At 69.6% G+C, this 14151-nt stretch carries 12 protein-coding genes; all 12 read right to left on the bottom strand.

What is annotated here, in order from left to right; all coding sequences use genetic code 11:
- Positions 1-2 precede the first annotated feature (2 nt).
- Positions 3-1571 (bottom strand): succinic semialdehyde dehydrogenase, encoded by a 1569-nt coding sequence (locus Q9R27_RS08695; RefSeq protein ID WP_311251969.1) that lies wholly within the window; start codon positions 1569-1571, stop codon positions 3-5.
- Positions 1568-3433, bottom strand: coding sequence for an AMP-binding protein (locus Q9R27_RS08690; RefSeq protein ID WP_311251968.1), 1866 nt, complete (start codon positions 3431-3433; stop codon positions 1568-1570). The genes Q9R27_RS08695 and Q9R27_RS08690 overlap by 4 nt, the downstream gene beginning before the upstream one ends.
- Positions 3434-3470: 37 nt before the next feature.
- Positions 3471-4649, bottom strand: a complete 1179-nt coding sequence (locus Q9R27_RS08685; protein WP_311251967.1) for an acyl-CoA dehydrogenase family protein — start codon at positions 4647-4649, stop codon at positions 3471-3473.
- Positions 4650-4691: 42 nt separating this feature from the next.
- On the bottom strand, positions 4692-5837 hold the full coding sequence (locus Q9R27_RS08680; protein ID WP_311251966.1) for an acyl-CoA dehydrogenase family protein: 1146 nt from the start codon (positions 5835-5837) through the stop codon (positions 4692-4694).
- Between the two features lie 111 nt (positions 5838-5948).
- The gene (locus Q9R27_RS08675; protein WP_311251965.1) at positions 5949-7037 is read right to left on the bottom strand and encodes an MlaD family protein; all 1089 of its coding nucleotides are present in this window, start codon (positions 7035-7037) and stop codon (positions 5949-5951) included.
- The gene (locus tag Q9R27_RS08670) at positions 7037-8116 is read right to left on the bottom strand and encodes an MlaD family protein (RefSeq protein ID WP_311251964.1); all 1080 of its coding nucleotides are present in this window, start codon (positions 8114-8116) and stop codon (positions 7037-7039) included. Before Q9R27_RS08670 ends, Q9R27_RS08675 begins: the two co-directional genes overlap by 1 nt.
- The gene (locus Q9R27_RS08665; RefSeq protein ID WP_311251963.1) at positions 8113-9216 is read right to left on the bottom strand and encodes an MCE family protein; all 1104 of its coding nucleotides are present in this window, start codon (positions 9214-9216) and stop codon (positions 8113-8115) included. The genes Q9R27_RS08670 and Q9R27_RS08665 overlap by 4 nt, the downstream gene beginning before the upstream one ends.
- A complete protein-coding gene (locus tag Q9R27_RS08660; RefSeq protein WP_311251962.1) occupies positions 9216-10193 on the bottom strand; it encodes an MCE family protein in 978 nt (325 codons plus the stop codon). The genes Q9R27_RS08665 and Q9R27_RS08660 overlap by 1 nt, the downstream gene beginning before the upstream one ends.
- On the bottom strand, positions 10190-11215 hold the full coding sequence (locus tag Q9R27_RS08655; protein WP_311251961.1) for an MlaD family protein: 1026 nt from the start codon (positions 11213-11215) through the stop codon (positions 10190-10192). Before Q9R27_RS08655 ends, Q9R27_RS08660 begins: the two co-directional genes overlap by 4 nt.
- The gene (locus tag Q9R27_RS08650; protein ID WP_311251960.1) at positions 11212-12261 is read right to left on the bottom strand and encodes an MCE family protein; all 1050 of its coding nucleotides are present in this window, start codon (positions 12259-12261) and stop codon (positions 11212-11214) included. The genes Q9R27_RS08655 and Q9R27_RS08650 overlap by 4 nt, the downstream gene beginning before the upstream one ends.
- Positions 12262-12267: 6 nt before the next feature.
- Entirely contained in the window at positions 12268-13044 is a 777-nt protein-coding gene (locus Q9R27_RS08645; RefSeq protein ID WP_397219663.1) for an MlaE family ABC transporter permease, read from the bottom strand.
- Positions 13045-13106: 62 nt separating this feature from the next.
- A complete protein-coding gene (locus Q9R27_RS08640; RefSeq protein ID WP_311251958.1) occupies positions 13107-13976 on the bottom strand; it encodes an ABC transporter permease in 870 nt (289 codons plus the stop codon).
- Between the last annotated feature and the right edge of the window lie 175 nt (positions 13977-14151).

Raw genomic sequence — 14151 nt, 5'->3', positions numbered from 1 at the left:
CCTCACCGCACCCGCAGGCGCCGCAGCAACCTCAACTGCTGGTTGGTCAAGGCCACGAACCTCTCCACCCCCAACGCGGGCGGCGGCCCCAGGGGCAGCAGGTGCTGGGTGGCCCGTGTCTGGGATTCGGTGTACTTCCGGATGCCCTCGGCGCCGTGGCGTCGGCCCAGTCCGCTGTCCCCGATGCCGCCCATCCCGGCCTCGATCGAGCCCGCAGCGGCGGCCGCGCCGTCATTGATGTTCACCGAGCCGGCCCGGATCCTCCCGGCCATCCGGAACGCCTTGCCGGTGTCGCGCGAGAAGATGCTCGCCGACAGGCCGTAGCTGCCCTCGTTGGCCTTCGCGATCGCCTCGTCGTCCGAGCCGACCCGATAGAGCGAGATCACCGGGCCGAACGTCTCCTCCAAGCAGACCTCCATCGTGGCGTCGACGCCCTCCAGGATGGTCGGCTCATGGACGTAGGGTCCCAGGTCGGGGCGGGCCTGACCGCCGGTCAGCACGGTGGCCCCCTTCGCCACGGCGTCGGCGACATGGGCCACCACGGCGTCGAGCTGGGCACGCGTGGCCAGCGAGCCGACGTCGACCGAATAGTCGAACGCCTGGCCCAGGCCGAGTGCCTCGGTGCCGGCCACCAGTGCGTCGCGGAACGCGTCGTACACGTCGGCGTGGACGATCACCCGCTCGATGTGGATGCACATCTGGCCGGTGTTGCCGAAGGCGGCGGCGATGGTGCCGGCCGCAGCCTTCGCCACGTCGGCATCGGCGCGCACGATCAGCGGGTTCTTGCCGCCCAGTTCCAGGGAGGCGGCGATCAGTCGCTGCCCGGCCCGGGTGCCGACCGAGCGGCCGGTGCGGGTCGAGCCGGTGAAGCAGATGTGGTCCACCTGGTCGATCAGCGCATCACCCAGCACCCGGCCGGGACCGACGACCACCTGCCACAGGTCGGTGGGCAGGCCGGCTTCGGCGAAGAGGCGACGGGTCCACAGCAGGGTCAGGGCGGTCTGTGAGTCGGCCTTGCTGACCACACCGTTGCCGGCCAGCAGTGCCGGGATCACGTCACCGACCGCAAGGTAGAGCGGATAGTTCCACGGCGAGATCATCCCGATCACGCCCTTCGGGACCCGCACCTCCTGGACCCGGGTCAGGCCGGGGATCGCGCCCCGGACCTTGTTGCTGGCCAGGTAGCGGCGCCCGTGGCGCGCATAGTGGCGGGCGATGGTGGCCACCTGCAGGATCTCCTGCCAGGCGCTGAACCGGGCCTTGCCCATCTCCCACTGGATCAGGTCGAGCACCTCGTCCTGGCGCTCCACGAGCAGGTCGTGGAAGCGGAGCACGACGTCGGCACGCGCGCTCCACGGCACGTCCGCCCATGCCGCCTGGGCGCGTCGGGCGCTGGCCACCGCGGCGGCCACGTCCTCGGCCGTGCTGGCCGGGATGGTCGCGGTCTCCGCCTCGTCGTACGGCGCGGTCGCGGTGATGGTCGCGGTGCCGGCAGGGTCCCGGCTGATCACGGAGAACCAGGCCTCGAGCAGTTCGTCACTGACCCAGGCCGGGCGGGCGGGTGTCGTCATCGGGTGTAGAGCCCGTCCAGGGTGTCGGCGTACTTGGTGTGCACCACCCGGCGCTTGAGCTTCAGGGTCGGGGTCAGTTCCTCGGACTCGGCGGTCCACTCGACGCCCAGCAACTCCCAGGTCTTCACCTGCTCGGGGCGCGAGAGGCGGGCGTTGGCGTCCTCCACGGCCTTGCCGACCATGGCCAGGATCTGGGGGTCCTCGGCGAGCGCGGCGAGGTCCTTGCCCTCGATGCCGAACTTGGCCGCCACCAGCGGGGCGATCTCGGGGTCCAGGGTGAGCACCGCGACGACGTACGGCTTGCCCTCGCCGTAGACCAGGGCGTGCCCGACCAGCGGGCTCTCCTTGAGGTAGTTCTCGATGTTGGACGGAGCGATGTTCTTGCCCGACGAGGTGATGATCATTTCCTTCTTCCGGTCCACCACCTTGAGGAAGCCGTCCTCGTCGATGGTCCCGATGTCGCCGGTGTGCACCCAGCCGTCGGCGTCGATCAGCTCGCGGGTGGCCTCCTCGTTGCGGTGATATCCGGCCATCGTCACGGGGCCGCGAGCCAGGATCTCGCCGTCCTCGGCGACCTTCACCTCGATCCCGGCCAGGGCCCGCCCGACGGTGCCGAGGCGGAACGCGTCGGGGCCGCAGGCGGTGATCGCCGAGGTGGTCTCGGTCATCCCGTAGACGTCGTAGATCCGCATCCCCAGCCCGGCGAAGAAGCGGGCTACGTCCTCGGGCATCGGGGCAGCGGCACTGGCCGCCCACTCCACCCGGTCCAGTCCGAGCAGGGCGCGGAGCAGGCCGAGCACCGCGCCGTCGACCGCCTCGAACTTCGCGGTCAACTCAGGGCTCGGCGTGTTGCCGAACTGGAGCGCCTCGACGTATTCCAGGCCGATCGCCATCGCCTGCTCGACCCCGGCCCGCTTGGCCTCGTCGGGCTCGGCGGCCAGCCGCGCGGAGACGCCGGTGCGGATCTTCTCCCAGACCCGCGGTACGCCGAAGAACCGGGTGGGGCGCACCTCGGCCAGGGCGCCGACCAGTTGCGCGGGGTCGGCGATCATGTGCACGTGGCCGCCCATGGACTGGGGGATGTACATGCCCAGGATCCGCTCGGCGATGTGCGCGAACGGCAGGTAGGAGATGGTGATGCCCGGCTCGGTGGTGCCGGCGACCACGGTGGAGGAGGCCGCCTCGAAGAGCACGTTGGCGTGGCTGAGCACGACGCCCTTCGGGTTCCCGGTGGTGCCGGAGGTGTAGAGGATGGTGATCGGCTGGCTCGGCGAGATGCCCTGCCAGCGTCCCTCCACCTCGGTGCCGTGGGCTGCCCGGTACGCCGCACCGGAGGCGACCAGGTCGGACCAGGCCAGATAGAGGTCGCCGGTCGGCATGGCCGACTCGTCGATCACCACGACCCGCTTGATGCCGTGGTTGCCGGAGGAGAGCACTGCCTCCCAGCGGGCGAGCTGGTCGGCGCCCTCGAGGACCACGACGGCCGGTTCGGACTGGCCGGCGACATAGGCGACCTGCTCGGGGGCCAGGGTCGCATAGATCGACATCGGCGTGGCGCCGGCATGGACGGCGGCCAGGTCGGCGAGCACGTGCTCGATCCGGCTGCTCGCCATCAGGGCGACGGTGTCGCCGGGATCCACGCCGAGTTCGACCAGGCCTGCTGCCAGGTCGAGTGCCTGCTCGCGGGTCTCGCGCCAGGTCAGGGTGCGCCACCCGGTGCCGTCGGGCGAGGTGATGCCCACCTTGTCCGAGTACGCCGGCTGGTCGCCGTACGTCTCGACGGTGCGCTGCAGGGCGGTGGCCAGGGTCTGGCCGGCAATCTGTTCCTCGATGGCGGTGCGGGCGGTGGTCACGTCGGTCATGCGCGCTGCTCTCCTGGTGTCGTCGGGTGCTCGGGGGTCAGTAGCTCTTGGGCAGGCCGAGCATCTGGGTGCCGATGTGGGCCAGCACCAGTTGCTCGGAGACGGGGATGTTCTTGCCGATCCGGGCGTCGCGGAACATCCGCTCGATCGGGTACTCCTTGGAATAGGCCATCCCGCCGAGGGTCTGGAAGGCCTGGTCTGCTGCTTCCCAGGCCACCTGGGCGCCGGTCAGCTTGGCGACGTTGGCCTCGTTGCCGCAGGGCATGCCGCGGTCGAAGAGCCAGGCGGCCTTGTAGGTCATCAACCGTCCGAGTTCGGCCTTCGCCTTGACCTGGGCGAGCGGGAACTGCAGCCCCTGGTTGGCGCCGATCGGACGGCCGAAGACCTGGCGCTCGTTCGCGTAGGCGACGGCCACGTCGAGGGCGGCCTCGGCGGCGCCGACCCCTCCGGCCGCGGCCAGGATGCGCTCGGGGTTGAGCACGTCCCACAGCACCGCGAACCCTGCATCGACCTCGCCGATCACGTTGCGGGCCGGTACCCGGACGTCGTCGAGGAAGACCTGGCTGGAGGCCAGGATGTTGCTGCCCATCTTGGGGATCGGGGTGAAGGAGAGCGTGCCGGCGGCCAGCGCCTGTTTCACGTCGACCAGGAAGAGGGTGAACCCGTTCGTCCGCGGGCGCGCGTCGGCGGCCGGGATGGTCCGGGTGACGGCCACCATCCAGTCGGCGTTCTCAACGTTGGAGATCCACACCTTCTGGCCCTTGATCAGCCAGTCGTCCCCGTCGCGGCGGGCCGAGGTGGAGATCTCGATCGCGTTGGACCCGGCGTCCGGTTCGGTCAGCGCCAGGCAGAACTGGGTCTGGCCGGCAGCGAGGCCGGGGAGGATCTGCTGCTTCTGTTCCTCGGTGCCGTGGCGGACCAGGGTCATCGCGCCGAAACCGGGTGTGGTGATGTAGAAGAAGGTGCCGGCGGTGCCGCCGGAGGCGCACAGCGTCTCGTTGGCCACGGCCAGTTCGAGCAGGCCCTGCCCGCCGCCGCCGTACTCCTCGGGGATGGAGATGCCGAACCAGCCGCCAGCGGCGAGGTCGTCGAACGCCTCGGTCGGGAAGCGGTGGTCCTCCTCGCAGGCCGACCAATAGGCGTTGTCATAGCGCGCGGCCACGGCGGCGACGCCGTCGCGGACCGCCTGTGCGGTCTCGGGGAGCTCAAAATCCATGGCAGCAGTCCATGTCGTCTATCCGTGTCTCCGGTCCGCGGCTCAGAGGCCGAGCGAGCGACCGATGATCTCCTTCTGGATCTCGGTCGTGCCGCCATAGATGGTGGAGATGCGCGAGTCCAGGTACGCCTTGGCGACCGGGTATTCCAGCATGTAGCCGTAGCCGCCGTGGAGCTGGACGGCCTGGTTGACCAGCTTGTTCTGCAGCTCGGTGGCCCAGTACTTCGCCATCGAGGCCCCGGTGGCGTCGAGTTCGCCCTTGATGTGCCTGGCGATGCAGTCGTCGAGGAAGACCCGGGTGATCTGCGCCTCGGTGGCCATCTCGGCGATCAGGAAGCGGTTGTGCTGGAACTTGCCGATCGGCTTGCCGAACGCCTGGCGGGTCTTGGCGTAGTCCAGGCACATCTCGACCAGGTGGTCGCAGGCTGCGGCGGCTTGGGCGGCGATGATCAGCCGCTCCTGGGGCAGGTTCATCATCAGCGAGATGAAGCCGGAGCCTTCCTCGCCGAGCAGGTTCTCCTTGGGCACCACCACGTCGGTGAAGGAGAGCTCGGCGGTGTCCTGGGCGTGCAGGCCGATCTTGTCCAGGTTGCGGCCACGCTCGAAGCCGGGCATGTCGCGCTCCACGACCAGCAGGCTGATCCCCTGGTGGCCGGCATCGGGGTTGGTGCGGGCCACCACGATCACCAGGTCGGCGTTGATGCCGTTGGAGATGAACGTCTTGGACCCGTTGAGGACGTAGTGGTCACCCTTGTCGACCGCGGTGGTGCGGATGCCCTGCAGGTCGGAGCCGGCGCCGGGCTCGGTCATCGCGATCGCGGTGATGGTCTCGCCGGTGACGCAGCCGGGCAGCCAGCGCTGCTTCTGCTCCTCGGTGGCGAGGCTGGAGAGGTAGGGCACGATGATGTCGGTGTGCACCGAGAAGCCGGGCCCGCTGGCGCCGGCGCGGGTCTGCTCCTCGGAGAGGACCACGTTGTAGCGGAAGTCGTCGACCCCGGCGCCGCCGTACTCCTCGGCCACGTCGAAGCAGAGCAGGCCGGCCGCGCCCGCCTTGAGCCACAACTCGCGCGGCACGACACCGTCCTTCTCCCACTGGTCGTGGTGCGGGGTGACCTCCTTGTCGAAGAAGGTGCGGACCGTCTGGCGGAAGTCCTCGTGCTCGGCTTCGAAGAGGGGGCGGGTGCTCATGGGTGGGAGGGCTCCTTCGGTGTCAATGCGGTGCCGCGGAGGCTGGCCGATGCGAACAGCACAACCGTGACAGTTTTACTGTCAAGATGCAAGGGGGTGGGAGGAATCTGTTCAGGGAACGGGCACATTCGCCGCTCCGCGCTGGCCGATGCCGGGGGCATCGGTGGTGCACGTCGCCCCCGGATCCGGGGTGCGCGGTGCGGTCTCGCTCGGATCGCGCCGGTCCACGCCGTAGTCGCAGTTCTTCAGCACCTTGGGCACCAGCAGCACCCGTCCACTGCCGTCGCGGGTCGAGCCGGCCATCGCGTCGAGCTGGCCGGGCAACCACTTCAGCCAGTGGCGCAGCCCCTGGAGCCGCTCGGCGGACATCTGGGCCAGCGGCCCGGACTCGGCCAGCAGTTCGCTCAGCACCGGCTCGGTCTCCTGCCACAGCGCCTGTACGTCGCCCATCACCGGCCCGGCGGTGGCCACCAGGTGGCCGACCAGCGGCGCAGCTTGACGGAGTTCGGCTGCGATCGCCTGCAGGTTGGCTGCCGTGGTGCGCCATTGGTCGGCCTGCTCGGCGACGGTGGCCAGCGGCACCTGGCCTGCCTCCAGGATCCGCAGTACGTCGGGCTCCAGGGTGCGCATCAGGGCGAGGGCATGCTCCATCTCCACCGAGAGCGCCCGCAGGTCCGCGCTGCCGTCCCCGAACGCGTCGTCGGCCTCGTTGGCGATGGTCTCGATGTCGGTGATGTCGATCCGCTTCATCAGTTGCTGGGTGTCGGCCAGCACCTGCGGCATCGGCATCGGCAACGAGGTCCGGTCGGAGGCGATCACCGCGCCGTCGGCCAGGAACGGACCCTGGTCGGTGTTCGGTTCGATGTTCAGGTACTGCTCGCCCACGGCGGAGAGGTTGCGCACGTTGAAGGTGCTGTCGACGGGCACCCGGACACCCTCGTCGATCTCGATCTCGGCGACCACGCCGTCGGGGGTCAACCGCACCGACTTCACCTGGCCGACCTTCTGGCCGCGGTAGTTGACCGTGGACTGGTCGTGTAGGCCACCGGCACCCTCCAGCTGCACGGTGACGCGGTAGGGCGAGGAGAAGATCCCGCCACCGACCACCAGGTCGGTGACATAGAAGGTGCCCGCCACCACGATGGCGATGAGCAGCACCTGGGCGATCCGCACCCGGCGGCGCATCTCGGCGTACCCCATCAGGCGCCACCTCCCAGGGTGAGCAACCGGTCGAGCAGGTCGTCCAGTGCGGGCAGGCCGGGGAGGCCCGGGGGCTCCTCGGTGTCCTCCACCTCGGGATTGGTCGGGCGGGTCTGACCGGCCAGCGGGTTGAGCGCGTCGGCGTCGAGGAGGAAGGTGAGGTCGAAGTTGGAGAAGTCGCCCGGGGAGGCGTCGTCGGTCTTCGTGCCGAAGGCGATCAGCCCGTGGAAGCTGCGGGTCAGGGTCTCCTGGCTGCCGGCCAGCACGTCCACCACCGGCTTGGCCGCTTCGAGCGCAGCGACCAGGTCGTCCCGGGTGGCGTCGATCAGGTCGGCGCTGCTCTCGGCGAGGGGGCCGACCGCGGCCAGCAGGGCGTTCAGTTCGTCCCGCTGCCCGGAGAGCACCTGGACGGCCGGGGTGATCTGGTCGACCGCCTCCATCAACGCAGGTGTGTCCCGGGCCAGCTGGGAGCTGAGCGCGTCGATGCGGACCAGGGTGGCGTCGAAGAGGGCGGTGCGGTCGTTGAGGCCGGTCAACACGGAGTCGAGGCGGCGCAGGAGTTGCTTGACGTTGCCGGAGTTGCCGTCCAGGGCGATGTTCAACTCGTCGATGATCGTCTTCATGTCGGCGAAGCTGCCGCCGGTGACCACCACCGAGAGCGAGCTGAGCAGGTCGGCCACGTCGGGGGCACGGACGGTGTCGGCAGCCTCGATCACGGCGCCGGGGGCCAACGGCTCGCCGCCGCCCTCGACCAGTTCCACGAAGGCAGTGCCCATCGGTGAGGTCAACCGGATCTCCGCCCGCGAGCCGCCCGGCACCGGCTGCGCCTCGATGATCTTCATCCGCACGTGGGCCCGATAGTCCTCGACCCGGATCGAGGTCACCTGACCGATGGTGGCGCCGTTGATCTTCACCGGGGAGTCGACCGGCAGGTTCAGGGCGGAGTCGAAGACCGCCTCGATCTCGTACGTCGGCCCCTCCACCAGGGCGGGCAGCGGCACGTCCTGCAGGCTCAGCGAGCACCCCCCGGCGACCAGGACCAGGGCCAGGCAGGGGGCGGCGACCAGGCGGCGGATCACGGGATGTTCCCGGGGATCAGGCCGCCGACGAGGTCGAAGAGCGGGTCGAGGGCACCGGTGCCGTCCGCGCTGACGAGCAGGTCGCACGAGGGCAGGTTCAACTGGCGGCACATGTGGTTGCGGAACGAGGGGGAGAGCGGTCCGGTGTCGGTGTTGAACTGGACCCGGAGCCGCCCGGTGCGCTGGTCATAGGCACGGGTCAGGTTCTCGGCCAGGGTGGGCGCGGTGTCGAACGCCTCGGCCAGGGAGGCCTGTTGCGAGCGGATCACCCGGGTCACCTCCAGGACCTGGGCCAGGTCGGTGCCGAGCACCTCGCGGTTGGTTGCCACGAAGTCGTCCACGGTGCCGACCAGGGAGTCGAGTGCGGCCAGGGTCGCGGTGATCGACTGGCGCTGCCCGGCGACCACGGTGGAGGTCTCGGTGATGCTGGCGGAGAAGGAGCGCAGGGTCGCGTCGCGCGCGGCGACGGCCTCGGCCAGGGTGGCCAGGTTGGAGGTGAGCGCGGTCAGGTCGGCGCCGTTGGCGTTGATGGTGCGCAGAGCTTCCTCCCCGGCCACGATCGCCTCGCGGGTGCGGGCACCGTTGCCGTCCATCGCACGCGCCGCCACCTCGAGCAGGTCGCCGACGTCCTTGCCGCCCGGCGTGGTCGCATCCAGGGCCAGGACCAGGTCATCGATGGAGGCCACGATCTGGTCCATGTTGGCCGGGCTGCGGGTGTGGTCGGCGTCGATGTGGGCACCGCTGGCCAGCGTCGGGCCGCCGGTGTAGACCGGGCCGAGTTCGACATAGCGGTCGGTGACCAGGGAGGACTGCATCACCACCGCGCCGGCCTCGGCCGGGACCTCGGTCCCCGGGTCGAGTTCGAGGTGGACGGTCATCGTGGTGCCGGCCGGCTCGATCGCGGTCACCTTCCCGACCGGCACGCCGAGGTACTGCACCTCGTTGCCGACGTAGAGGCCGGTGGTGTCGGCGAAATCGGCAGTGACCCGGATCGGCTCCTCCCCGCTGCTGCGCCACCAGAGCACGCCGAGCACCACCGCGACCACGGCAACGGCGGCCGCCAGGCGCTGGCTGGTCGTCCCGGGCAACAGGCCGCGCATCAGCCGCACCCCTTCGGCGTCAGGATGCAGTAGAAGTCATCGGGGATCACGAAGTACGGCGCATTGACGCCGAGCCACGGCCCGTCCCCGGCCGCGTTGGTGTAGACGCGGAACGTCGGTCCGGCCAACCTGATCACGTCCTCCAGGTCCTGCTTCTGGGCGGTGAGGGTCTCGGTCACCGTGGCCAGGTCGGCCAGCAGCGGGTCCAGGTCGGCCCGCGTGGTGCGCGCCAGTTCCTCGATGCCGGTGGCCAGGGTGGCGCTGTCGGCCAGCAGCGCTTCCAGCACGTCGCGCCGCTCGGCGACCATCCGCATCACCGACTCGGCGTCGAGCATCAACTGGTCGAGCTCGTCCTGCTGGTCGATCACGGTGTCGGTGAGTTGCTTCGTCGAGGCCAGGATCCGGCTCAACTGGTCGTCGCGCTGGTTGACGATGGTGGCCAGTCCGGTCATCCCGTCCAGTGCCGCCCTGATGTCCTCGGGGGCCGTGGCCAGGTCGGTGCTGAGCACGTCGATGGCCTGCTCCACGGTGGCCAGGTCGAGCTCGTCCAGGGTGGGTGTCGCCTCGAGCCAGAACTCCTCGATGGTGAAGCTGTCGCGGGCCATCGCCTTGTCGAGGGTGCCGCCGGCATCGAGTTCCTTGCCGGTGCCCGGGGCCAGGGCCAGGTAGCGGTCGCCGAGCAGGGAGGCGAGCTTGACCTGCATCGTGGTGTCCTCGGTGAGGCGGGCGTCGCGGTCCAGGGAGAAGCGGACGTGGACGGTGTCGCCGCTGGCGCTCACCTCGTCGACGGTGCCCACGTCGAGGCCGGCGATGCGGACCTTGTCGCCGGCGCGCAACCCGCCGGCATGGGAGAGCTCGGCGGCATAGCCGACCTGGCCGGTGGCGTTGCGGGCGATCACCACGACCGCGGTGAGCAGGAGCAGCAGCACCAGCGGTACGACGTACCGCCGGGCTCCGGTGAAGCGCAGGGTCTTCATCGGCAACGCTCCGAGTGGAGGCCCTCGGGCACGGTGTCCACCTTGGGCCCGCCGGTGACCTGGACGTAGAGGCGGCAGACATAGACGTTGAGGTGGCTGCCGTAGCCCAGGGTGCGCACATAGGTGTTGAACTGGAGCGGGGTGTGGTGCAGCACCGAGCCGAGGAGTTCGTCCTCGCCGGCCAGGTAGTCGAGCAGGTAGCGCAGCGAGGCGATGTCGGCCTTGACCGGCTCGGCAGTGGCGTCGAGCAGGTCCGACCCGGTGCCGGTCAGGTCGGTGATGTCGTCCAGGGCGGTTGCGATCAACTCCCGGTCCTCGGCCAGGCCCCGGGTCAGGGTGCCGAGTTCCTGGATCAGGGAGACGATCTCGGTGCGGTGGCTGTTCGCGGTCTCGGAGACGAAGGTGAGGTTGTCCAGGACCTGGCTGATCATGTCGTCGCGGGCGACCACGGTGGAGGTGAGCTCGGCGACCTGCTGGGTGAGGCTGGACAGGGTGCCGCCCTGGCCCTGGAGCACGGAGACGATGTTCCCGGCCAACTCGTTGATGTCCTCGGGGCGCAGGGTGTCGAAGATCGGCTTGAAGGCGTTGAACATCGCGGTCAGGTCGAGCGCGTTCCGGGTGCGGGCCACCGGGATGATGTCGCCGTCGGCCAGTGGCGTCGCGTCCGGCGCACCGGCGCCGGCTTCCAGGGCGATGTAGCGCTGGCCCATCAGGTTGAGGAAGTCGACGCTGGCCAGGGTGGAGGTGGTCACCCGTTGCGTGGTCTCCACGTCGAAGGTGACCACGGCCAGGTTGTCCACCAGTTCGGTGCCGACCACCCGGCCGACCTTCACCCCGGCCATGCGTACGTCGTCCCCGACGGCGACCCCGGTGGCGTCGCTGAATTCGGCGCTGAGCCGGATTGTGTCGCCGCGGGTTGCGTTGGACAGGGTGCCGGCCACCATGCCGGTCAGGACCAGGGCGACCAGGACGAAGGCGGTCACGCCGATCACGGCGCCGGGGTGCCTGCGCAGTGTCTTCATCGGCAGTTCCTCCCCTCGAGCGAGCCATAGCGGGGGCAGTCCGCGGGCGTGTAGGGCTGGGCGAACTGGAGCCCGATCACTGCCTCCATCTGGATCGAGCCGCCCTTGATCGCGGCGGCACCGTTCTCCAGTACGCCGGGCAGCAGGGAGAGCGAGGCCTGGAACCGCCCGGAGGCGTCGGCCATCACCTCGAGGACGGCGGCCACGTTGCGCAGCAGGCCCGGCAGGGACATCTGCTGGCCGGCGACGAACCCGTCCAGGGAGCCGGCCAGCCGGGTGCCGGCGACGAGTGCCTGCTGGATCTGCTGCTCCTGCTCGGCGACCACGCGTGCCGCCGGGAGCGAGTCGATCACTGCGTCGACCAGTTGCGGTTCGATCTCCTGCAGCAGGCCGAGGTTGTCGTGGAGCAGTTCCAGGTCGCGATAGAAAAGGTCCTCGTGTGCGCTCCAGGAGGCCAGCAACTGGTTGGCGTCGTCGAAGAAGGTGGCCAGGTCGGCGCCGCGCCCATCGAGGGCATCGGCGAGTTGGGAGATGGCGGTGTCCAGCTTGGCCGGGTCGATGGCGACCAGCAGGCGTTGGGCCGCGGAGAGGGTGTCCATCAGGCGCAGCGTCTCGGTCGAGGTGTCGGCGGGGACGACGGCGTTCTCGGCGATCGGGTCGCTGGTGGTGCCAGGGCTGACCAGGTCGATGTATTCGTTGCCGAACAGGGTGCCGGGCAGCACCCGGGCGACCACGTCGGCGGGGACCATGTCGGCGTGTTCGGACATCAGCAGGATCCGGGCGCTGGGCTCGGTCCCGGTGCGCACCTCGATCACCCGGCCCACGCGCATCCCGCGGAACTTGACGTCCGAGTTGACCCCGAGCGAGTCACCGGTTGTGCGCAACTGGGCCTCGAGCCGGACGTCGGAGGTGAAGATGCCCAGATAGCTGCCGCCGAGGTAGCCCAGGACGACACCCAGGGCGAGCAGGGCAGCCACGCCGATCGCGGCGACACGCAAGCGGAGGCGGCGCAGGTCGCGCGCATGCGGGAAGAGGACGGAGGACACGTCACATCACCCGCTGATCTGGACCTGCTGGTCCGGACCCCACAGGGTCAGGGTCAGCGCGATGTCGAGGAGGGTGATGGAGATGATGCTGGTGCGGATCGCCATCCCGGTGGCCTTGCCGACGCCCTCGGGGCCGCCGGTGGCGGTGTAGCCGTAGTAGCAGTGGATCAGGGTGACGACGAGCGTCAGCACGATCACCTTGATGCCGGCGTACACCACGTCGATCGGGGCCACGAAGGTGGAGAAGTAGTGGTCATAGGTGCCCGATGACTGGCCGAAGAAGGTGGTCACCATGAAGTCGGTGGCCAGGTAGGTGCCGACCAGGCCGATCAGGAAGAGCGGCAGCATCACGATCAGGGAGGCGACCACCCGGGTGCTGACCAGGTAGGGGATCGGCCGGATCGCCATCGACTCGAGGGCGTCGACCTCCTCGGCGATCCGCATCGCACCGATCCGGGAGGTGAAGCCGCAACCGATCCGGGCGGCGAAGCCGAGCGAGGCGATGATCGGGGCCAGTTCGCGGGTGTTGGCATAGCCGGAGATGAAGCCGGTCAGCGGGGCGAGGCCGATCACGTCGAGGCCGTTGTAGCCCTCCAGGCCGACCTCGGTGCCGGTCAGGGTGGAGAGCAGCAGGACGACGCCGACCACGCCACCGCCGACGACGAAGATGCCCGAGCCCAGGGTGACCTCGGCCAGCACCCGGCCGACCTCGCCGCGATAGCGGGTGACGGCAAGCGGGATGCCGCGCAGGGCGCGCCAGGAGAGGACGACCAGTTCGCCCATCTGGACGGCGGGCTCCACGAGAGCCTTGTCGACGGCGCTTCCGACGTTGCGGGTCGTGGTGTTCATCCCAGTGGCCCCCCGGAGATCTGGGTGTGGACCTGCGAGATCACGAAGTTGGCGGCGAAGAGCAGGATGAAGTTGAGCACGACGGCGCTGGTCACGGCGTCACCGACGCCGGTCGGTCCGCTGGAGGTGTTGATCCCCTTCCAGGCCGCGACCACGGTGCACATCACCGCGAAGATGGCGGCCTTGGCCAGGGACAGCCACAGGTCTCCCATCGTGGCCAGGGTGGTGACCGAGGCGAGGTAGGCGCCCGGTGGCAGGTCCTGGAGCACCACGCTGACGCCCAGCGTGGTCATGATCGTGAAGAACATGACCACGCCATTGAGCAGCACCGAGACCACCACGGTGGCGAGCATCCGGGGGACCAGGAGCCGGTCGACGACGGAGATGCCCATGACCTCCAGGGCGTCGAGTTCCTCGCGGATCTTGCGGGCGCCGAGGTCGGCGCAGATCGCCGATCCGGCGACGCCGGCGAGCATCAGTGCGGTGATCATCGGGGAGGCCTGGCGGACCACGGCCAGGGTGTTGCCGGCCCCGGTGAAGGCGACGGCGCCGACCTCCTGGGCGAGGACGCCGACCTGGAGGGCGAGGATCACGCCGAATGGCATCGAGACGGCGAGGGCGGGCAGGGTGCAGACCCGGATCGTGTACCAGGTCTGCACCACGAACTCCTCGAAAGCGAAGTTCTTCGTGGCGATGGTGCGGACGGTGGCGGTGATCATCTGCACGCCGAGGCGGAGCAGGGAGACGAAGGCGGCCAGGGGGCGCCACTGGCTGCGGATCCGTGCGATGCCGGTGCCGAGGCCGTCGCGCAGGCCCTCGAGCAGGGTCTCGTCGGGGGAGTGGCGCGGCGCGCGGGGCGGTGCCACGGGACCCGACATTGCGCTCCGATCAACGATCACTCAAACGATGACAGTGAAACTGTTACAGAGATAGCGTCACATTAGTGCCGGCTGGCGTCAAGGCTCTGGCGCACGCCTTGTCAACGATCATTCGCGGATGGCGTCACGGATCCGTCGGCTGCGGCGGCGTCTTGTGCGAGGT

The sequence above is a fragment of the Nocardioides sp. AE5 genome, from assembly GCF_031844485.1.
Lineage (GTDB): Bacteria > Actinomycetota > Actinomycetes > Propionibacteriales > Nocardioidaceae > Nocardioides.
The sequence above is the reverse complement of the archived record's forward strand: the minus strand, read 5'-3'. Positions and strand labels throughout refer to the sequence as shown.

Bases quoted from the DNA above. Each gene is read 5' to 3' on its own strand.
- Q9R27_RS08695 (WP_311251969.1), bottom strand. From the start codon at position 1,571: ATGACGACACCCGCCCGCCCGGCCTGGGTCAGTGACGAACTGCTCGAG.
- Q9R27_RS08690 (WP_311251968.1), bottom strand. From the start codon at position 3,433: ATGACCGACGTGACCACCGCCCGCACCGCCATCGAGGAACAGATTGCC.
- Q9R27_RS08685 (WP_311251967.1), bottom strand. From the start codon at position 4,649: ATGGATTTTGAGCTCCCCGAGACCGCACAGGCGGTCCGCGACGGCGTC.
- Q9R27_RS08680 (WP_311251966.1), bottom strand. From the start codon at position 5,837: ATGAGCACCCGCCCCCTCTTCGAAGCCGAGCACGAGGACTTCCGCCAG.
- Q9R27_RS08675 (WP_311251965.1), bottom strand. From the start codon at position 7,037: ATGGGGTACGCCGAGATGCGCCGCCGGGTGCGGATCGCCCAGGTGCTG.
- Q9R27_RS08665 (WP_311251963.1), bottom strand. From the start codon at position 9,216: ATGCGCGGCCTGTTGCCCGGGACGACCAGCCAGCGCCTGGCGGCCGCC.
- Q9R27_RS08660 (WP_311251962.1), bottom strand. From the start codon at position 10,193: ATGAAGACCCTGCGCTTCACCGGAGCCCGGCGGTACGTCGTACCGCTG.
- Q9R27_RS08655 (WP_311251961.1), bottom strand. From the start codon at position 11,215: ATGAAGACACTGCGCAGGCACCCCGGCGCCGTGATCGGCGTGACCGCC.
- Q9R27_RS08645 (WP_397219663.1), bottom strand. From the start codon at position 13,044: ATGGGCGAACTGGTCGTCCTCTCCTGGCGCGCCCTGCGCGGCATCCCG.